Genomic DNA, 20,626 nt, shown 5'->3' with positions numbered 1-20,626 from the left:
TTAAATCGTATAAGTTGCGCGAGGCAAGTCTAAAAGACCTGCCAAATTGTTTTCAATTAAATGGCGTGCATTTTTAGAAACATCGCTGTTGTCAAAGGCCAAGCCCACACCTCGAGGACGGGTGCTGCTGCCACGTTTAGGGTTAATCCAGCACACTTTGGTTTTTAGTGGAAAGCGTTCTAAAGCATCTCCGATTTCCAAAACCAATAAAACTTCATCACCCATTTCAAAATGATCGTCAGAGGCAATGAATACGCCACCATTATTTAAAAAACTCATGTAAGAGTTATAAATGGTCGTGCGGTCGGCCAAAGCCATTTTGACCATTTTACCCGGTACGGGTGCTGGGGATGTCGGTTGCTGTGCCATTTAAGATTCCTTTGTGGTCATCAAATTCAAATAGTCGATACAGATGTCTTCTAATTGTAGCTTAACATTCAATGTGTGGTGTCCAAATGGCATCAAGTCATGCAATTTTTCGACCAATTGTTGCCACAAATAAGTTGGATAAGCAGGTAATTGGCTCAATGCTTGTTGGTGTTGTGGGTAATACAAAGCATTCACGTTTTGTTGAGCCAATGCTGCATCAACCAACCATTTGTACAACCAATCTAAGGCTTCGGCCAAAGGGCGTTTTTGTTGGTCAAAACTATGGGCAAAATCTAACAAAGCCAATAGTCTAGGCTTGGCTAAAACATGCAGCCATTGCTCACGCAAGGCAGACACCGCTTCGTCTTCTTGTTGTAAGGGCGAGCCTGCATGAAAAGCCAATTGCGCCATATCGGCCTGTAAACCTTGTTGTTGCCAATAGGTTTGCACTTCTTGTGGTGTCGGCTTGGGCATAGCGATGATTTGCAAGCGGCTTAAAACAGTTGGCAACAAGCGGTCTCGGTGGTGGCTGATTAAAATGAACACAACGTTTTCAGGCGGCTCTTCCAACACTTTCAATAAAGCATTGGCGGCCTGTATATTCAAACTCTCTGCAGGTGAAATCACCACCACCCGTTTGCCACCTTGGTGGCTGCTCAATTGAGCGAATGCCAAAATTTCACGCACAGTATCGACTTTAATCTGTGCCAGTTTGCGGGCAGAAGAGGCATCTTGTTCGGGTGTGACGAACAAATAATCAGGGTGGCTGTTTTGGGCAAACAAATGGCAGCCACTACATTGTTGGCAAGCTTGTTGTGCCAGCGGTTGTTCACACAATAAAGTTTGTGCCAAATGTTGGGCAAATACTTGCTTGCCTATGCCTTGTTGTCCACTTAAAAGCACCGCGTGTGGCAAGGTTTGCCAGCGTGCGCTTAAGTGTTGCCAAGAGGCTTGTTGCCATGGGTAAATCATGTGTTCGCGCCTTGGTTTTGCATCAGACGATTGACGGCTGCAATGACATCGGCTTTGACCTCTTCACGTTCACGATGGGCATTGATGATGACGTAGCGTTCAGGATGAGCCGCCACACGAGCGTGATACGCTTCGCGCACGCGCTGGAAAAATGCGCTTTGTTCTTGCTCAAAACGGTCTTTTTCGCGGCTGCGTTCGATGCGCTCTAACGATACGTCTAATGGCACATCTAAAATGATGGTCAAATCAGGTTGAATACCGTTTTGTACCCATTGTTCTAATTGGGCAATTTTCTCCCACGGTAAACCACGTCCGCCACCTTGATAAGCAAATGTCGCATCGGTAAAACGATCGCTGATGACATGAGTGCCTTGTTGTAAGGCAGGCACAATCACGTCTTGCAAATGTTGTTGGCGCGCGGCAAACATCAACAAACATTCGGTTTCATTGCTCACTTGGGTTTTTGGGTCTAACAACAAGCTGCGCAATTGTTCGCCCAATGGCGTACCACCGGGTTCGCGTGTCATGATGAAAGGCATATTTTGTTCGGTAAACCAAGTTTGAATGGCGTTTAAATGTGTGGTTTTGCCTGCGCCATCAATACCATCCAAACTGATGAAAACGGGTTTAGTTGCCGCGTTTGCGGATGTATTTGTTAACGGCTGCATTGTGTTCCTTTAAATCGTGACTGAAATAACTTTCACCTGTGCTGTCCATTTTGGACACAAAATACAGGTATTTTTCAGAAGAGGGGTTGCCAGCGGCCTGTAAGGCTGCGGTACTTGGCAATGAAATGGGTGTGGGTGGCAAACCAGCACGTGTATAGGTATTGTAAGGCGTGTCACGGCGCAAATCTGAGCGGTAAATTTTACCGCTATAACGCTCGCCCATGCCATAAATCACCGTTGGGTCGGTTTGCAAACGCATGTCTATGCGCAAACGGTTGACGAAAACTGCTGCCACATGTTCCCTGTCATTGGGATGAGCGGTTTCTTTTTCGATGATGCTTGCCATAATGAGCAATTCATATGGATTTTGGTAAGGCAAATTGTTTTGCCTGTCATCCCAAGCGTCCTGTAACTCATTTTGCATTTTGTCATACGCAATTTTGAATAATTGGACATCATTCATGCCGGGCGTGTATTCATAGGTATCGGGAAAGAACAAACCTTCTGGATAACGGTCGGCTGGCGCATTGGCATCAATTTTTTGGATGAATTGTGCCGTAGACAAATGCGAAGTGGTATCGTCTAAATGTGGCAAATTTTTGATGATGCGCCGCATGTCTTTGATGGTGGAACCTTCAGGAATGCGCACATAAAAACTGTCAGGATTGCCAGCGAGTTTTTGTAAAATGTCCCAAGTCGACATGCTTTCTGACAAGCGGTATTGTCCGGGTCTAACTTGGCTGCGACCGAGTAAGCGGCTGCTTAAAACCAAAAATGGACGGCTGTAAATCACCTCTTTGCTGGCCAATTGTTGGCTGATTGTGGAGATGGAATCGCCTTTTTTAATCAGGATTTTTTGTGTGCCATCATTGCTTTTGGGGATAAACAACATGGCGGCAAAAGCCAATATGCAGCCAATCAATGCAGCAATGATGAAGAACAACCATTTTTTGGTCATAATGCCTCAATATTCAATTAAACAAGAGTGTGGGTGCCGTTTGAGGTGGTGTTGCCTATTTTTGTCATAGGTTGGCATGTTTCATCTGACTCAAAAAAATCTGACCCACCACGAAAAAGAAGGAAATATTAACATGGAAAAAGTGCATAAAACCAATTCACAATGGCGTGATTTGTTGCCTGACGATGTGTATTATATAACGCGTGAGGCGGGTACTGAGCGTCCATATACAGGCCGCTATAATGATTTTCATGAGGTGGGGCAATACCATTGTGCGTGTTGCGATGCTTTGTTGTTCACCCATCAAACCAAATTTGACAGCCATTGTGGTTGGCCTGCGTTCTTTGATGAGGCGCAAGTGGGGGCGACTGTGCGTATTTTGGATGAAAGTCATGGTATGGTGCGTGAGGAGGTGCGTTGTAGTTGCTGTGATGCGCATTTGGGGCATGTCTTCCCAGATGGCCCACCACCCACAAAAGAACGCTATTGTATCAATTCCTTAGCCATGAAATTTGTTAAGCAGGATTAATTTTTTATAAAAAGTATTTACAAACTAAAATGCTTTTTGCTAATATGCGGCTTCTTAACGGGGGTATAGCTCAGTTGGTAGAGCGCTTGCATGGCATGCAAGAGGTCAGCGGTTCGATCCCGCTTACCTCCACCAGAATTTCAAAAAGACTTGGACTGTTCCAAGTCTTTTTGCTTTTAATATCTGGCTAATAGACAGATAAACTGATTCATCCAATTTTTAAGCGTCCTGTAAATGTTTACAGGACGCTTTTTTGTGTGCAGCTCTAAAGAAAAAATGCTGCTAACATGTGTGCTTATAAACACGCTACCGGTGTTTGTATTCATCATTAAAACGCAATCAGAAAGCGAAAAAATGGCACAGTTGAAAATTGCATTGGAGTGGTTCTTAAATCCCGATCATTTACCGTTGTTGGCAGCACAAGAGGCGAGTGAGGATGAAATTGAATTGATTGTTCCCGATGATCATTATGATGGTTTTGCGGCTTTGGCTGCAGGAGAGGTCGATATTGTCGTCAATGAACCCTTGCATTTGTTGGAAAAACACAGTGCGGCGATGCAATCACATGGTTGTTTTTTTGAAACCGATGGTGGGGTGTTGTTGCGTGATGATGTTTTGAGTCGTTTGGCTCAAGGTGAAAGCGTGAAAATTTGTTCGCCTGTATCCAATGAAGTGACGGATGAATTGTGTCGTCGCATTGTGATGGTTTGGGCATACCAGCAAGGCGTGGATGTGCAAAAAGAGCAGATTCAAGTGTTAGAGAAAGGCTTCGATCACATTACCAATTTGCAAAACGGTGCAGATGGTGCATGGTTGGCATTTGCCAATATTGAAGGTGTGATGGTCAAAGAATTGGGCATGCCTATTATTATGGTAACGACCAAAGATGCAGGGATTCCGGGTTTTTCAGCTTTGGAGTTGATTGGTCAAGCGCAAGCTGCGCCTGAAAAACAAGCAGCGATTGCTCGCTTGGTTACACACATGCAAGAGGCGGTAAAAACGTGGCAAAGCCATCCTGAACAAGCTTTGGCATTGTGGAATCGTCACAATCCTGAGCCTCAAGCCGATGCCGCGTTAACCGCTGCGATTGTGACAGATACTTTATGTCGTTTTGAAACCGAAATCGCACCAAGCGCGCAGCGTTGGTTGTCTGTGTGGGCTTATATGCAAGGTTTACAGGTCGATATCATTGATGAAGAGGCTTATCATGCGTTGTTTCCGAGCTTGGAAGAAGCATCGTAAGATGATGGCATGGTAATCATGAATGTGTTAAGGTAAGTTGATGTAAGAGACGTGAAATCTGTACACATTGATACCAACCCCAAGTCAGATTGAAAGCTGACTTGGGGTTTTGTGATTTGGAATGTGTACGGTGAACTGATATGGGTATTTTGCTGGAATATTTTTAGCCTCAATAAGCCATTTATCATTTCATTTAAAACGACATAACAGTTTTATTAAAAATAGATAAAAGGGTGGGCAAGCTGATAAAGCTTGGCTTTGTAACAAAACCTCAATGACATGATGGTGGATTTGAGGTTTTCAGGACATCTTGTATCGGTTAAACTAGCAATCTGTCGTTTTACACAAAATTGGTGTCGCTGAAAGACAAGTTTTCAGGCTGGCACGCTATAAAAAACTGTTACATGGAACCACAATGACTGCTACCGCGCGCATTCGCGAAATTCCGTACAACTACACATCATATTCTGATAAAGAAATCATCATCCGTTTGATCGGTTCCGAAGCTTGGGAGATTTTAGACGATTTGCGTTCTGAGCGCCGTACAGGCCGCTCTGCCATCATGTTGTTTGAGGTTTTAGGCGATATTTGGGCGGTGATGCGTAATCCTTATTTGGTCGATGATTTGTTGGAACACAAACACCGTCAAGTGGCGTTGGTGGGCGAGATGCGCCACCGTTTGAATGAGATTCAAAAGCGTCGTGATGACAATATCAAAGTCGCAAAATTGCTGTCTTTGGCAGCGGTGGCGGTCGATGATTTTGATGCATCATTTGAAAAAACCCGCATCAAACGTGAGCAAATCGTCAAGCGTTTAAGTTCGATTACCAAAAAACACAATATCATGTTTGACGGTTTGGCACGTGTGTCACATGTGACCGATGCCACTGACTGGCGTGTGGAATATCCATTTGTGGTGCTCAATCCCGATTCGGAAGCGGAAATTGCGCCTTTGGTCAAAGCCTTGATTGAGCTTGAATTGACCATCATTCCTCGTGGTGGTGGCACAGGTTACACAGGTGGTGCGATTCCTTTAGATGCCATGAGTGCGGTCATCAATACGGAAAAACTGGATTTGCACATGGGTGTGCAGATGGTGAATATGCCAGGCTTAGACGGTAAGCACCCTGTCATTCATTGTGGCGCAGGTGTGGTGACGCGCCGCGTGGAAGAAGCGGCCACTGCGGCAGGCTTTGTGTTTGCGGTCGATCCAACGTCAGCTGATGCTTCTTGCGTGGGCGGTAACGTGGCAATGAATGCCGGCGGTAAAAAAGCGGTGTTGTGGGGCACAGCATTAGACAATTTGGCCTATTGGAAAATGGTCAATCCGCAAGGTCAATGGTTATTGATTGAACGCGTGAACCACAATTTTGGCAAAATCCATGACCAAGATATGGCGGATTTTGACGTTCATACCTTAAAAGACGATGGTAAAACCATTGTTTCAACCGAGCGTTTGAGCATTCCAGGTCACAAATTCCGTAAAGTTGGTTTGGGTAAAGACGTGACCGACAAATTCTTGTCGGGTGTGCCGGGTGTGCAAAAAGAAGGTACGGATGGCATTATCACCAGTGTCGCTTTTGTATTGCACACGATGCCAAAACAAACCCGTACGGTGTGTTTGGAATTCTTTGGTACGGTTGCCAACTCAACACCTGCCATTGTCGAAATTCGCGATTATTTGTTGGGTCACGAATCGGTGAAATTGGCAGGTTTGGAACATTTGGATTGGCGTTATGTGCGTGCGGTTGGTTATGCCACCAAAGCCGCCGGCAAAGGTCGTCCAAAAATGGTGCTTTTGGCTGATATTGTGTCCGATGACGAAAACGCAGTTCAAGAAGCAGCGGCACACATTGTGCGTTTTGCCAATGCGCGTGAAGGCGAAGGCTTTATTGCGGTGTCGCCTGAAGCACGCAAAACCTTCTGGTTAGACCGTTCTCGCACTGCTGCGATTGCCAAACACACCAATGCGTTCAAGATTAACGAAGACGTGGTGATTCCGCTTGAGCGTTTGGGTGAATATTCAGACGGCATCGAGCGCATCAATATTGAGTTGTCGATTCAAAACAAATTGGCTTTGGTGCGCGCTTTGGAGGCGTATTTGCGCCATGAAAAATTGCCTGTGGACAAAATGGGCGAAGATTTGCCTAGCAAAGAATTGTTGGGTGAGCGTGGTCAATATGCATTGCAACATGTCGAAGCGGTACATGCTCGTTGGCAGTGGTTGTTGGACCATTTGGATGCGCCTTTATCTGAATATGTTGAGCGTTTTGGTGCTGAGGTTTTGGAAGATGCGAGCGCCGATTTGAACAACACTTGCTTCATTGCGATGCGCGATTTCAAATTGCGTGTGTCGATTAAACGTGATTTGATGCGTCAAATTGGCGAGATTTTCAGCGGTCATGTTGACAAGAAAATCATGGAGCAATTGGGCAAAATTCACGGCAAAGTGGTACGTTCACGTGTGTTTGTGGCTTTGCATATGCACGCAGGCGATGGCAACGTACATACCAATATTCCTGTGAACTCAGACGATTATGATATGTTACAGGTCGCTCACAAAGCGGTAGACCGTATCATGAAAATCGCGCGCGATTTGAACGGTGTGATTTCGGGTGAGCATGGTATTGGCATTACCAAGTTGGAATATTTGACCGATGAAGAAATGCAGCCATTTTGGGATTACAAAGCCAAAGTCGACCCACATGGCCGTTTTAACCGTGGCAAATTGATGCGTGGCAGCGATTTGCGCATGGCTTACACGCCATCGTTTGAATTGCTGGGCGTTGAATCTTTGATCATGGAGCAGTCTGACATTGGCAAAATTGCCCATTCGGTCAAAGATTGTTTGCGCTGCGGCAAATGTAAGCCTGTGTGTTCGACACATGTGCCGCGTGCCAATTTGCTTTACAGCCCGCGTAATAAGATTTTGGGTGTGGGTTTATTGACCGAAGCATTCTTGTACGAGGAACAAACCCGTCGTGGTGTGTCGCTCAAGCATTTTGAAGAATTCAATAATGTGGCTGATCACTGTACTGTGTGTCACCGCTGTGAAAAACCGTGTCCTGTGAACATTGACTTTGGTGATGTAACCGTGGAAATGCGCGACTTCTTACGCAAACAAGGCAAGAAGAAATTCAATCCAACGGCTGCCATTGGCATGGCGTTTTTGAATGCAAAAGATCCTGCAACGGTGAAAGCCTTGCGTATGGGCGTGGTCAATGTGGGCTTTAAGGCGCAAAACGCGGCTTATGATTTGGCGAAAAAATTCAGTTTTGGTAAGCTCAAAAAACAGAAAAAACAGCCAGAGGCGACCACACAACAGCCAAAAATTCAAGAACAAGTGGTGCATTTTATCAATCGTCCATTGCCACGCAATGTACCGATTAAGACCGCGCGTGCGTTGTTGGCGATTGAAGACAACAAAACTGTGCCGATTATTCGCAATCCACAATTGCAAGAAGACACTGAAGCGGTGTTCTATTTCCCAGGTTGTGGTTCGGAGCGTTTGTTCAGCCAAGTGGGTTTGGCAACGCAAGCGATGCTGTGGCATGTCGGTGTGCAAACGGTGTTGCCGCCGGGCTATTTGTGCTGTGGTTATCCGCAAAAAGGTGCGGGCAATGTGGAAAAAGCGCAAGAAATCACCACTGAAAATCGCGTGTTGTTCCACCGCATGGCCAATACTTTGAATTATTTGGACATCAAAACCGTGGTGGTGAGCTGTGGTACGTGTTATGACCAATTGCAAGAATACCGTTTTGAGGAAATTTTCCCAGGTTGTCGCATTATTGATATTCATGAATTTTTACTTGAAAAAGGCATGAAATTGGATGGCGTCAAAGGTCAGCAATATTTGTACCACGACCCTTGTCACACACCTATCAAAACCATGCAGCCGGCTAAATTGGCATCTGAATTGATGGGTCAAAACGTGCCATTGTCAGATCGCTGTTGTGGTGAAGCCGGTACGTTTGCAGTGAACCGTCCTGACATTGCCACGCAAGTGCGTTTCCGTAAGCAAGAAGAAATTGAAAAAGGCAAAGCCGCTTTACCACAAGGCGAGCCTGTGAAGATTTTGACTTCTTGTCCTGCGTGTTTGCAAGGCTTGAGCCGCTACAAAGACGATGCCAATGTTGATGCCGATTATATCGTGATTGAAATGGCAAAACATGTGTTGGGTGAGCAATGGCAAAATGAGTTTGTAGCCAAAGCAGCCAATGGCGGTATTGAGCGCGTGTTGTTGTAAGTCTTGAAATCGTTTCGAAAAACGCTGTCTTATATTCCATAAGATGGCGTTTTTTTGTATCTGGAGACAAAATTTGGGCTTATGCTAAATAGAGAATACAATCAAATGCATGCAGCTTGCACAGTCAGGTGGGTGAGTCATGGAACAATTGGAATTTTTCAAAATACCCAATCCGTGTATTTCGGTATGTGAAAGCAATAACCGTGGTTATTGCAAAGGTTGTTTGCGTTCGCGCGAAGAGCGGCAACAGTGGTTCACATATAACGATGCCGAAAAAAAAGAGGTATTGCGTTTGTGTATACAACGGCGGCGAAAAATACAAATGGTTCATTTATCCAATATGCAAGCAGTCGATGCGGCGACCATAGTGGAGCCAGAATTGGACTTTGATTAGGGAGTATTCGGTACATGTGGATGTTGGTATTGTGTGTGTTGTGCAGTGTGGCGGTATCGGTTTTATTCAAATGGGCAAGACCAAAAGGTTTACAGGCCGCTCAAGCGATTGCAGTGAATTATGGGGTGACCATTCTCGCCACTTATGTGTTGCTGCAGCCTGATGTCAGTATGGAAAAAATCTATGTTTTGCCGTGGCATTGGGTGATTTTGTTGGGGGTGTTGTTGCCGACTGTATTTGTGTTCATGGCACAAGCGGTATATCGCGCGGGAATGGTGAGAGCCGATGCCGCACAGCGTTTGTCTTTGGTGATACCTTTGTTGGCGGCAGTATGGATTTTTGGGGAACATATCAGCGGCCTGAAAGGCATGGGCGTTGCTTTGGCAGTGTTGGCGGTATTGTTGATTGTGGTAAAACCCAAATCTGAATTATTACAAAACGTACAACAAACCAATGTTGGTACGGGTGCAGGATGGATGTTGTTTTTGGTGTGGATGGGGTATGGCATCATTGACATCATTTTCAAGCAAGTGGCCAAAACGGGCGCGCAATTTTCTTTATTGTTGTTGGTGGGTTTTGTGGCGGCAGCAATCTTGATTTGGGGCTTTTTGTTGTTGAGTAAAACCCGATGGCATGGTTTCAGTTTGCGTTGCGGTTTGTTATTAGGCTTGCTGAATTTTGCCAATATTTATTTTTACATCAAAGCGCATCAAGCCTTGAGTGATACGCCAAGCGTGGTGTTTGCAGGCGTGAATGTGGGCGTGTTGAGTTTGGCAACGGTGATTGGGGTGTTGGTTTATAAAGAGCGTTTGCACAAAATCAATGTATTGGGTTTGTTGGTGGCGATGGTGGCGGTGGCGTGTTTGTATGCCAGTATGATTTAAAGCAGTGATTGTTTGAGTGTGAATGGATGGGAATGTTTACAGGCCGCTTTCAAAGCATCTGCTTGTGTTTTTCATGTTCTGTTTAAAAGAAGCATATCGTCACTGTCATGTTTGAGTTTTTATGAATAAATAAATGGGTGAATCTCCATTATGGTCATGACAAAATTATGGTAAAGCGTTAGGGTGTGGTTATTTGTAATAAAAGCAGGGGAAACAATATGAATGAACAATGGCTCAGCATCGCTTCTGATGATGGTTTTCAAACGCAGGTATTTGTGGTGCGTCCTGAAAAACCTGCTAAAGCCGCAGTTTTGGTTGCGATGGAGATTTTTGGTGTCAATAGCCACATTCAAGATGTGTGTCGCCGTTTGGCAAAAGAAGGCTATTTGGCGATGGCACCACAATTGTTTGACCGTGTGGAAACAAACGTCAATATGGCGTATGGCGCGGCAGACATTGAGCATGGCAAGGCTTTGAAACAAGAAATCGAAGTGATATTCAAAGCGCCAGTGATGAGCGATATCCAAGCATGTATTGATTGGGCGTATGACAATGAACATGTCAATAAAGTGGGCATGATGGGTTTTTGTTGGGGCGGCCTGAATACTTGGCGTGCAGCACAACAGGCGCAAGGCTTGTGGGCGGCGATTTGTTATTATGGCGGTGGCATGGTTGCGGAGGTGGAATTGCAAAACAAGCCGATTGCGCCTGTGTTGGCACATTTTTCGGATAATGACATGACCACTCCGATGGACGGCATTGATGTTTTGCGTGAAAAATATGCCGATGAAGTGGTGGTGTATGTCTATCCTGCGGCGCATGGATTCAATTGCAATCAGCGAGCAGCTTACAACGAAGGTGCGGCTGAGGTGGCGTGGCAGCGTTCAATGGCATTTTTGCGCATGTGTTTGGCGTGAATGTAAACCAAATTTAACGCATAAAAGCGGTACAATAGCGGCTTCTGACGGCAGGTGCCGCTATTTTTGCAGTGAATGAAGGATGACTATGTCGCAAAACAATGTGTTTGCTCAACAAGAATATTTATTGGATGCATTTGTAGGTAAAACACCTTTGGTACGTTTGCAGCGTTTATCAGATGCAGGTGCCGGCGTGGTGTTGGCCAAATTGGAAGGCAACAATCCAGCAGGTTCGGTCAAAGACCGTCCAGCTTACAATATGATTATGCAGGCGGAAAAACGCGGTGACATCAAACCGGGTGACACTTTGATTGAGGCGACTTCAGGCAATACGGGCATTGCTTTGGCGATGGTGGCGGCGATGCGTGGCTACAAAATGCAATTGATTATGCCTAACAATATGAGCCAAGAACGCAAAGATGCGATGCGTGTGTATGGTGCTGAGTTGATTGAAGTGAGCAAAGAACAAGGCATGGAAGGCGCGCGCGATTTGGCGTTGCAGCTTCAAGCCGAAGGCAAAGGCATAGTGTTAGACCAATTTGCCAATCCAGACAATTACGAAGCGCATTACTTGACTACGGGTCCTGAATTGTGGGCACAAACGCAAGGCAAAATCACCCATTTTGTCAGCTCTATGGGCACCACAGGCACGATTATGGGCGTGTCTAAATATTTAAAAGAGCAAAATCCAGACGTGCAAATTGTCGGTTTACAGCCTGCCGAAGGCTCAAGCATTCCGGGCATTCGTCGTTGGCCGCAAGAGTATTTGCCAAAAATCTTTGATGCTTCGCGTGTGGATGTGATTATGGATGTCGAGCAAAGCGATGCCGAAACGACCATGCGCCAATTGGCGACTGAAGAAGGCATTGCCGCTGGCGTGTCTTCGGGCGGTGCGGCTTGGGCGGCTTTGCAAATTGCCAAAGACCATCCAGATGCGGTGGTTGTGTGTATTGTGTGTGACCGCGCGGATCGTTATTTGTCTACGGGCGTGTTTTCAACATAAATCCATCTTTTACAGGACGCTTTCAAGCAGCGTCCTGTAAATTTGTTTTGAATGTATGGGATGGTTGATACCGAAAGCATGATGAAGCGACCTGTAAAATAAGGGAGTCAAAAATGTATGTGGTGATTTTTAGAGCAACAATTGATCAATTGGACGAAGATTATGTGCAAACTGCTCAATATTTGCGTCAATTGGCGATAAATGAATACCATTGCATTGATTTTCAAGCTTGTGGTCAAGGCAATGATGAAATCGCGGTTTCATATTGGCACAGCTTAGGCGATATTCAAGCATGGCGTCATAATGTCGACCATCAAATTGCTCAAAACAAAGGTGTCTGGAAGTGGTACAAATCTTGTCGCGTGGAAATTGCTGAAATTGTGCGACAATACGAACGTTCTCAATAAAGTTAATCAGTTTATGCACACTCAAAACCAGCCTGTTCAGCCTGTTGCTTTAGGCAAATATTTGTTGTTGGCATTTTTGGCCATCGTGTTAGACCAATTCACCAAATGGATGGTCATTCATAAAATTCCAGCGCCTGTTTACGATGAGCAAGGTTATTTTTTGGGCGCGACTCGCATCAATATCATCACTGATTTTTTTGATTTGACCCATGTTTACAATCCGGGTGCGGCATTCAGTTTTTTGGCGAATGCAGGCGGTTGGCAAGTGGTGTTTTTCTCAGTGTTGGCATTTGCCATCAGCGGTTGGCTATTGTGGTCTATCCGCAAAGCGCAGTTTGGTTGTTGGGGCAATTGGGGTGCGGCGGCGATTGTGGGCGGTGCGATAGGCAATGTGGTCGATCGTTTTGTACATGGTCATGTCATCGATTTTTTATTGTTTTATGTTGAGCCTTATTACTATCCTGCTTTCAATATTGCCGACAGCTTTATTTGTGTGGGTGCGGTGATGTTGGTGATTGATGGTTTTCATCAAAGCAAATTAGAAAAACAACAAGCAGCGGCAAACGCTGCCAAATAACAAGGATATATACACATGTCACAACCGATTTTATTGGCGAATCCTCGTGGTTTTTGTGCGGGCGTTGATCGTGCCATCAGCATTGTTGAGCGTGCGTTGGAAGAATACGGTGCGCCGATTTATGTGCGCCATGAAGTGGTACACAATAAATTTGTCGTCGATGATTTGCGCAATAAAGGTGCGATTTTCATTGAGGAATTGAGTGATGTGCCAGAAGGTGCTACTTTGATTTATTCTGCACATGGTGTGTCTTTGGCGGTGCAAGAAGAAGCCATCAGTCGCGGTTTTCGCATTTTTGATGCCACATGCCCACTGGTGACCAAAGTCCACAAGCAAGTACAGCGTTTGAATGATGAAGGTTATCAAATCATCATGATTGGTCACAAAGGTCATCCTGAAGTCGAAGGCACAATGGGACAGGTGCGCGAAGGCGGTATGTTGCTGGTGGAAGTGGTGGAAGATGTGGCTAGGTTGGAAGTAGACGATGTAGAAAAATTGGCGCATGTGAGCCAAACCACATTGTCTGTGGACGAGACGTTCGACATTATTGAAGCGTTGAAAGCACGTTTCCCACATATTAAAAGCCCGAACAAAGAAGACATTTGCTACGCAACGACCAATCGCCAAGAAGCGGTGAAAAAATTGGCATCGGAATGCGACATTGTGATTGTGGTTGGCTCGCCTAACAGCTCTAACAGCAACCGTTTGCGTGAAGTGGCGGCGTTGTTGGGAGTGGATGCGTATATGGTCGACAATGCCACTTACTTAGAACCAGCTTGGTTTGAAGGCAAAAAACATGTTGGTGTGACCGCAGGTGCTTCGGCGCCAGAGTTGTTGGTGCAAGGCGTGATTGCGCAAATCCAAGAATGGGGACATGGCGTGGTGGAAGAGTTAAGCGGCGTCGAAGAAAGCATTATTTTTGTATTGCCAAAAGAATTGCGTTAAAACAGACATGACAATATTGATGCGGTAATCAGAATAAGCGTCCTGTAATCTTTACAGGACGCTTTTTTATGTATTAAACCTAGCTAGAAGGAAATTTTGATTGAGGTTTTTTGATACGCTGATGGTCTAAATACCACCAAATGAAAAGCGCCAAGAGGCTTAAAGGTAAGGTATAAACCATCATGGTTTGTGTGGATTGATGGCTGTGTTGAGCCACTTCTGAGAGCCAAGAGCCCAAAAAATTGCCCAATTGTATGCAAGCATTGAAACAACACATAATCAAATACAGCGATGTGCTGGGAAAATCCAATAAACGAATTTGCATCATGATATTGATGGTTGCAAATGAAATGCTCAGTAAAAAAATTGCCATAATGCCTATGTGATAGTTAGGCAAGCTGGCAATCAAACAACTCAAGACCAATAAGGTGTAAGCCGTATTGATGCCGATGGCGGCATGGACATTTTTGTCGGCGGCGAGACCACCGATGATTTGGCCAATGATAAAGCCCAATCCTAAAATACCCAATAACGTGACTTTGAAGGGCATATTGAGTGGGCTTGCGTGGTTGATGGTGGCAATCCCAAACGACCATGCGGCAGTGGCGCAAGTGATGATACACAAACCCAAAACATATAATTGCCAGACTTGTGGATTTTTTAAGCCTGACAATTGTTGGGCAATGGTGGTGGAAATGGTGGGATTGAGGTTTTTGGGCAGTAAATCCAATACTAATATGAAAATCAACAAGTCCAATAAAGCCACAAACCGAAAAGAGATTTCCCAACCGTGTTGCATGCCAATTAAGGTGTTAAATGGCACGACAAATAAGGTGGACAACGAGATGCCCAATAAGATGATGCCTAAATACAGGCCGCGTTTTTGGGGCGGGGCGATTTCGCAGATTAATAAAGTGGCAAATGCCATAAAAGCCGCATGAGGAATGCTGCTAAACCAGCGCAACCAATATAAGGTTTCGGCATTATGGGCAAAAGAGCTGAGAATATTGCCTAAAAAACACCACAAACTCAGTAAGGCCAAGATTTTAGGTTTGTTCCAGTTACGAAACAGCAAAGCCAAAATCGGTGCACCGGCAAAGCCACCCCAAAAATAAGCAAACACAGAATCCAAAACCGCTTGATTGCTGATTTGCAAATCAGCGGCAATGGTTGGCACCAAAGGAATGATAGAAAATTTGGCATTGCCCATCGCAAAAGTGCCAAGTATCAATACAAAGACGACTTTCCATAATGGTGATGATTTGGGCGGGTCGTGTGTTTCCATAATCAAAATCCGTGCAATCGCTGTTCTCGTGTAGATGGCAGCTAGATGTGTATGTGGCCTGAATCTTTTTGGTATCCAGTTGTGTGTTTGCTAACAGATTGCTTGTAGGATGATGGCTTTCATAATAGATGATTTCAAAAAAGATGGTTTCAAAATCTACAAAAATATTATTTGAAAGATAACAATGTTGTATAGATACAGGTGTTGATATTGTTATGACAATCGATTTAAATGTTTGTTTTGATTGGATGGATTTGTTTTTTTCCAACAACGATATGCTCAAGATGGGCGCACGTCTGAGTTAGATAATGTCAAATAAGTTTGCTTGAGTGTTTGAATCCATCAAAATTTTTTTAAATGATGGAATATATTTAAATTAAATACCGATTTTTTAGCGGAGCATACATGTTTTCACACGCTTCATCCAGTCGTTCGCTGTGGTATATGGTTTTGGCCGCCACTTTATTGTTGTTGATTACCATGGGTGTGCGCAATTCTTTGGGTTTGTATGTATTGCCTATCAGCGAAGCAACTTCCATCAGCATCGCCTCTATCAGTTTGGCTTTGGCGATAGGACAGTTTTTATGGGGGGCAATTCAACCTGTAGCGGGTGCGATTGCGGACAAATTTGGACCACGACCTGTATTGGTGTTTGGTATGGTGGTCTTACTCATTGGCTTGGTCATTCCACCTTTGTGGCCGAGCGAATGGGGCATGATGGTGGGTTTGGGTATTTTAAGTGCCATTGGCTCGGGCATAGGCAGCTTTTCCATTATGATGGGTGCGGTGGCGCAACACATTACACCGCAAATGCGCGGCAATGCCTCGGGCATCATGAATGCTGGCAGCTCATTGGGACAAGTGGTGGTATCGCCGTTGACACAAAGCTTGATTAAATCGATTGGTTGGATGCAGTCGATGTTTGCGATGGCGGCTTTGACTGTGGCCACCATTCCTTTGTTGTTTGCCGCCACACGCCCGTATGACAAAACACAGGCCGCCACTGCCGCCACTGCCGATGGTGGTTTAAAACAAACTGTGCTGAGTGCATTGCGAAATCGAGATTATTTTCTGATTCATTTGGGTTTTTTCACTTGTGGTTTTCACATTGCTTTTTTGGTGACACATTTGCCCGGTGAAGTGGCGATTTGCGGTTTGAATGCGCAAGTGGCGGGTTGGTCTTTGGCATTGATTGGTTTGGCGAATGTGGCGGGCAGTTTGCTGGCAGGACGCTGGGTGTCACGTTATCACAGCAAATACATTTTGTTTTGGATGTATTTGGCGCGGGCGGTGATGGTGTTGTGGTTCATCAATATGCCGCGTGAGCCATGGGTGTTTTATGTCTTGGCAGTTGGCTTGGGCTTTACTTTTTTGGCGACCGTACCACCAACGGCTTCGTTGGTTGGCAAATTGTTTGGCGTGCGTTATTTGGCGACGTTGTTTGGTTTGACTTTGTTTTCGCACCAAGTCGGTGGTTTTTTGGGTGCGTATTTGGGTGGTCTATCTATTACCGAGTTTGGGGATTATCGTTGGATGTGGTATGCGGATATGGTGTTGGCGGCTGTGGCTGCATTGATTCATTTGCCGATTCGAGAAGCGAAAATAGAACAGACCATATAAGTTACAGGACGCTTAAAGCGTCCTGTAAGTGCATTCAATGGGCTGCTTGAAACGAGTCAAAATACCAAATACCATCACGGTATTGCGGTGTGATGTGCCATTGATACGCTTCAAATAAATTGGCTGCCGTCATCACATCTTCGGGCTTGCCTTGCGCAATCAATTGACCATGACCCAATAAAATCACTTCATCACAATAATTGGCCGCCAGCGTCAAATCGTGTAACACAATCACCGAACTAACCGATTTTTGTTGTTGGAAATGATTCAATTGTTGCATCAATTGGTGTTGGTGTTTGATGTCCAAATGGTTGTTAGGCTCATCGAGCAACATGATGCGGGTGTCTTGCAACAACGCCCGTACCAAGGCTGCACGCTGTTTTTCACCGCCAGACAAAGCTTGCAAACGCTTGTTGGCAAAAGCGCTGAGTTCAAATTCTGCTAGCAATTGGTGCGCATCATTTGTGTCTTTTTGGCTAGGGCGAGAGAGCCAACCCAAATGCGGATAGCGACCCAACAATACATATTCCAATACGCTCAAAGGTGTGGCAAACATTTCGTGTTGCCCAACCCATGCAATTTTGCCTTGCTTGAGCATATGGCTTGCCGCATTGCCCAAGCAAGACAAATGTTGGCTGGGAAATTGACCCAACAAGCTTTTGAGTAACGTGGATTTGCCCGCACCATTGGGACCGATGATGGCGGTGATGGCGTGGTTGGAAATGGCCAATTCATCAATGTCCAAAATCACCCGTTCGCCAAAAGCGACTTTCAGGCCGCTGATATGAAATAAATCGCTCATGTGCGGATGCCTTTGACAAATAACCACAAGAAAAACGGTGCGCCCATCAATGAAATGACGATGCCGACAGGCAAATCAATGGGATAAACAATCGAGCGGGCAAACGTATCTACGAGCAATAAAAATATTGCACCGACCACAGCCGAACGCCACATGATGCTCGCGCGCGTGCCGCCCCAAATCGAGGCAATCACATTCGGTATCATCATGCCAATAAAACCAATCACACCTGACAAAGACACTGCCGCACCTGTGAGCAAAGTGGTGCCGATGACAATCCACAAACGAGAATGTTTGACGTTGATGCCCATAGACAAAGCAGTTTCATCGCCCAATAATAAAATGTCCAAATCACGGGCTTTGGCGACCAAAACCACCAAACCGATGAGCATGGTGATGGCGGCATAATGAATCGGCACAAAGCCTGCTGCGCCCAAATTGCCTGAGAGCCAATTGGTGGCGCTGCGCAAAACCATGTCGTCTGAAATGAACAAGATTAAGCTCACCACGGCCATACAAAATGCGCTGATGGCAAAGCCGATAATCAGCAAACCCAAGCGTCCTGCACCCAATAAATGGTGTACGCCCAAGACCAACAAACACACGGTCATGGCACCTAAAAATGCAGCGAGTGACACGCCCATGCCGCCGAAGCCAAACGCCAACACCAATACCACGCCCAAAGCCGCGCCACTGGAGGTACCAATCAAGCTTGGATCTGCCAAAGGATTGGCAAACAAAGCTTGCATTGCCGCACCTGCCACTGCCAAAGCTGTGCCAACGAGCAATGCGACAAGAACACGAGGCCAGCGCAATTGCCAAATCATCGGGTCAATTTGGTCGGGACGCTCCCACGTTCCCAAGCCGACACCCAAACACAACCAAACCAACAATACCGCTCCCAAAAACCAAAACAAGATTTTTTGGAGCGCAGTGTGCCGCATGGGCAAATGACTAACGAGCGAGCGCATGGAGTTTTTCTACAACTTTCGGGCTATTTAAATCCAAGCTAAAAGCTTCATTGGCCGTCATGGTCAACACTTTATTGTGCTTGGCTGCGGCACTGACAGCGATTTCAGGACGCTGCTTGAATGTTTCAATACTGCCACCGACCACAGGCAAGCTGTGATTGGCAATCACAATCACATCAGGCTTCAATGTGGCCCATGTTTCGCGTGCAATCGGGCGTATGCCTTCAATATGGTTGGCAGCATTCACGCCACCTGCCAAACGAATCAAAGTGTCTGCGACGGTATTTTTACCTGCCACCATTTGACCGTCATAAGTGAAGACATAACGCTTGCCTGTATGTGAACGTGGCTTCATTTGTGCCGACCATTGGTTGGACAAAGCTTGGGCTTGGGGTTGTTTACCCACGTATTTTCCCACGAGCACAATGCCTTTGGCGAATGTTTGCTCATTTTGTTGTGGCGAAACATTCACTGCTTTGACTTGATGGCGGTTTAATTGGTCATAAATATGGGTTGGATTGGCCATCCAACTGCCTAATACCAACGTCGGCTTTAAAGCGACAATCGGCTCAACAGTCAAATTGCGAAACATGCCGATGTTTTTTGCATGTGCCAAGCTGGGCGCTTTGCTCAAATTGTCGCGGCCAATGACTTGTTTTTCCGCTTTCAAAGCCACGATGATGTCAGACACATCGCTGGTCAATACCACAATGCGTTCGGCTGCCTGCGCTGAAACCGTCGTCATTGCCAATACTATGCCTGACAGCAGTATTTTGATGGACGGTTTCATGCCAATGATTCCTCAGAAATGGTTTGCTCGGTCACGTTTTGCAATACTTGGCGCCAAGAAGATAACTCTGCTTGGCCTTCTACACGTTGACCAAACACGCTCAAAACCGTATGACCTTGTTCGTCCAAAGCTTCAATACAGCTGATTAAACCATCTGTGGTTGGGCGCAATACCAACCAAGTGGTGGCGATTTTGGCATCGTCTAAATGCATGGTGAAACCATTGTGTTTTTGGTCAAAAATATTCAACCAACCACGCATGCGTGACACATTTTTTACTGTACCCGTTTGAATTTGCACAATACCTTTGTTACCGATAAAGGTAATCAACGGTACTTCTTGTGCTGCTGCCGTTTCGTACATGGCTTCGATGGCAGTGGTTTCTAATTGAAAAGCATAACCTTCAGGTGCCGACTCAAACGCTTGTTGGCGTGTTAAAGCATAGCTTTCTAACAAACCGAAAAATTGATGTACATTGGTCAAACCGCGCCAGCGTTGTTGGAAAGTTTGCAATTGCTCATCGTTTAAAACGGTTTGTTCGGTGATATGCGGTGTTGCTGGTGTGAATGTGGGTTTTTGCGCTTGTTTGAAATGGTCCACAATCGCTTGCCACACATCGTCGTTGTCACTTTGTAAATACACTTTTTGCAAAGCAAAACCATGAGCATCAAAAAACTGAATAGAGCGCAAGGTTTTGCCGCGGCTAGGAAAATCATGGGCAAAGGCATGGTGCCAATGGCTAGGGAATAAGCGCACATCAAAACCACCCACATCAATGGCCAAACCCACTTTTGGGGACAATTTTAACGGTGTGATGCGGGTATGTTTTTCGTGTACGGCAATGTGGTTGCGTACCATCAATTGCACTTCTTCAATCGCTTCTAAGCGTTTGAAAATGGCACCAAAGTCTTGACCCAAATACACAGATTCAGGTGCCGATGACAATAACTCACCTTCACTGACATGAAGCAAATCGGCTGCTTCGTATTGGAATAAATAAGCGTTTTGTGCTTTTAAATCTTGGTATTGTTGCCATAATTGAGACATG

20 protein-coding genes and 1 tRNA gene are annotated in these 20,626 nt (G+C 45.5%); 12 read left to right on the top strand and 9 right to left on the bottom strand.

What is annotated here, in order from left to right:
• Genes ADP71_RS09280 through mltG form a run of 4 tightly spaced genes read right to left on the bottom strand, consistent with a single transcriptional unit; the run spans position 1 to position 2,967 of the window.
• On the bottom strand, positions 1-369 hold the full coding sequence (locus tag ADP71_RS09280; RefSeq protein WP_019957142.1) for a PilZ domain-containing protein: 369 nt from the start codon (positions 367-369) through the stop codon (positions 1-3).
• Positions 370-1,341 carry a DNA polymerase III subunit delta' gene (gene holB / locus ADP71_RS09275; RefSeq protein ID WP_019957143.1) on the bottom strand — a complete coding sequence of 324 codons (972 nt, stop codon included), beginning with the start codon at positions 1,339-1,341 and terminating at the stop codon, positions 370-372.
• Entirely contained in the window at positions 1,338-2,009 is a 672-nt protein-coding gene (tmk, locus tag ADP71_RS09270; protein WP_019957144.1) for a dTMP kinase, read from the bottom strand. Before tmk ends, holB begins: the two co-directional genes overlap by 4 nt.
• Positions 1,969-2,967, bottom strand: coding sequence for an endolytic transglycosylase MltG (gene mltG / locus ADP71_RS09265; protein ID WP_019957145.1), 999 nt, complete (start codon positions 2,965-2,967; stop codon positions 1,969-1,971). The genes tmk and mltG overlap by 41 nt, the downstream gene beginning before the upstream one ends.
• 133 nt (positions 2,968-3,100) lie before the next feature.
• On the opposite strand from mltG, the gene msrB reads away from it, so the two are divergent.
• From msrB to ispH, 11 genes are all read left to right on the top strand, one after another.
• On the top strand, positions 3,101-3,496 hold the full coding sequence (gene msrB, locus ADP71_RS09260; RefSeq protein WP_019957146.1) for a peptide-methionine (R)-S-oxide reductase MsrB: 396 nt from the start codon (positions 3,101-3,103) through the stop codon (positions 3,494-3,496).
• Positions 3,497-3,555: 59 nt separating this feature from the next.
• Positions 3,556-3,631: transfer RNA gene (locus ADP71_RS09255), tRNA-Ala, on the top strand.
• Positions 3,632-3,850: 219 nt separating this feature from the next.
• A complete protein-coding gene (locus tag ADP71_RS09250; protein ID WP_158667234.1) occupies positions 3,851-4,738 on the top strand; it encodes an ABC transporter substrate-binding protein in 888 nt (295 codons plus the stop codon).
• A gap of 415 nt (positions 4,739-5,153) precedes the next feature.
• Positions 5,154-8,984, top strand: a complete 3,831-nt coding sequence (locus tag ADP71_RS09245) for a DUF3683 domain-containing protein (RefSeq protein WP_171461104.1) — start codon at positions 5,154-5,156, stop codon at positions 8,982-8,984.
• Positions 8,985-9,123: 139 nt separating this feature from the next.
• On the top strand, positions 9,124-9,378 hold the full coding sequence (locus ADP71_RS09240) for a DUF1289 domain-containing protein (protein ID WP_019957150.1): 255 nt from the start codon (positions 9,124-9,126) through the stop codon (positions 9,376-9,378).
• Between the two features lie 14 nt (positions 9,379-9,392).
• On the top strand, positions 9,393-10,262 hold the full coding sequence (locus ADP71_RS09235) for an EamA family transporter (protein ID WP_019957151.1): 870 nt from the start codon (positions 9,393-9,395) through the stop codon (positions 10,260-10,262).
• Positions 10,263-10,480: 218 nt separating this feature from the next.
• Positions 10,481-11,179 (top strand): dienelactone hydrolase family protein, encoded by a 699-nt coding sequence (locus ADP71_RS09230; RefSeq protein WP_019957152.1) that lies wholly within the window; start codon positions 10,481-10,483, stop codon positions 11,177-11,179.
• Between the two features lie 88 nt (positions 11,180-11,267).
• The gene (gene cysM / locus ADP71_RS09225; protein WP_104932053.1) at positions 11,268-12,182 is read left to right on the top strand and encodes a cysteine synthase CysM; all 915 of its coding nucleotides are present in this window, start codon (positions 11,268-11,270) and stop codon (positions 12,180-12,182) included.
• A 113-nt stretch (positions 12,183-12,295) separates the two neighbouring features.
• Positions 12,296-12,589 carry an antibiotic biosynthesis monooxygenase family protein gene (locus ADP71_RS09220; protein WP_019957154.1) on the top strand — a complete coding sequence of 98 codons (294 nt, stop codon included), beginning with the start codon at positions 12,296-12,298 and terminating at the stop codon, positions 12,587-12,589.
• A gap of 13 nt (positions 12,590-12,602) precedes the next feature.
• Positions 12,603-13,166, top strand: a complete 564-nt coding sequence (gene lspA / locus ADP71_RS09215; protein ID WP_019957155.1) for a signal peptidase II — start codon at positions 12,603-12,605, stop codon at positions 13,164-13,166.
• A 15-nt stretch (positions 13,167-13,181) separates the two neighbouring features.
• Entirely contained in the window at positions 13,182-14,111 is a 930-nt protein-coding gene (gene ispH / locus ADP71_RS09210; RefSeq protein WP_019957156.1) for a 4-hydroxy-3-methylbut-2-enyl diphosphate reductase, read from the top strand.
• Between the two features lie 79 nt (positions 14,112-14,190).
• Here the strand turns inward: ispH and ADP71_RS09205 are convergent, their stop codons facing one another.
• Entirely contained in the window at positions 14,191-15,396 is a 1,206-nt protein-coding gene (locus ADP71_RS09205) for an MFS transporter (RefSeq protein ID WP_171461102.1), read from the bottom strand.
• A 405-nt stretch (positions 15,397-15,801) separates the two neighbouring features.
• Between ADP71_RS09205 and ADP71_RS09200 the strand changes: the two genes are divergently transcribed.
• Positions 15,802-17,016 carry an MFS transporter gene (locus ADP71_RS09200; protein ID WP_171461101.1) on the top strand — a complete coding sequence of 405 codons (1,215 nt, stop codon included), beginning with the start codon at positions 15,802-15,804 and terminating at the stop codon, positions 17,014-17,016.
• Positions 17,017-17,050: 34 nt separating this feature from the next.
• On the opposite strand, the gene ADP71_RS09195 is transcribed toward ADP71_RS09200, so the two are convergent.
• Genes ADP71_RS09195 through ADP71_RS09180 form a run of 4 tightly spaced genes read right to left on the bottom strand, consistent with a single transcriptional unit; the run spans position 17,051 to position 20,625 of the window.
• Positions 17,051-17,818, bottom strand: coding sequence for an ABC transporter ATP-binding protein (locus tag ADP71_RS09195; RefSeq protein ID WP_104932049.1), 768 nt, complete (start codon positions 17,816-17,818; stop codon positions 17,051-17,053).
• Positions 17,815-18,762: a FecCD family ABC transporter permease gene (locus tag ADP71_RS09190; RefSeq protein WP_104932402.1), complete on the bottom strand. Its 948-nt coding sequence runs from the start codon at positions 18,760-18,762 to the stop codon at positions 17,815-17,817. The genes ADP71_RS09195 and ADP71_RS09190 overlap by 4 nt, the downstream gene beginning before the upstream one ends.
• 10 nt (positions 18,763-18,772) lie before the next feature.
• Positions 18,773-19,579, bottom strand: coding sequence for a heme/hemin ABC transporter substrate-binding protein (locus tag ADP71_RS09185; RefSeq protein WP_104932048.1), 807 nt, complete (start codon positions 19,577-19,579; stop codon positions 18,773-18,775).
• Positions 19,576-20,625 (bottom strand): ChuX/HutX family heme-like substrate-binding protein, encoded by a 1,050-nt coding sequence (locus ADP71_RS09180; RefSeq protein WP_171461100.1) that lies wholly within the window; start codon positions 20,623-20,625, stop codon positions 19,576-19,578. The genes ADP71_RS09185 and ADP71_RS09180 overlap by 4 nt, the downstream gene beginning before the upstream one ends.
• Position 20,626: the final 1 nt, after the last annotated feature.

Origin of the sequence: Vitreoscilla sp. C1 (assembly GCF_002951955.2) — a bacterium.
Lineage (GTDB): Bacteria > Pseudomonadota > Gammaproteobacteria > Burkholderiales > Neisseriaceae > Vitreoscilla > Vitreoscilla stercoraria.
The sequence above is the reverse complement of the archived record's forward strand: the minus strand, read 5'-3'. Positions and strand labels throughout refer to the sequence as shown.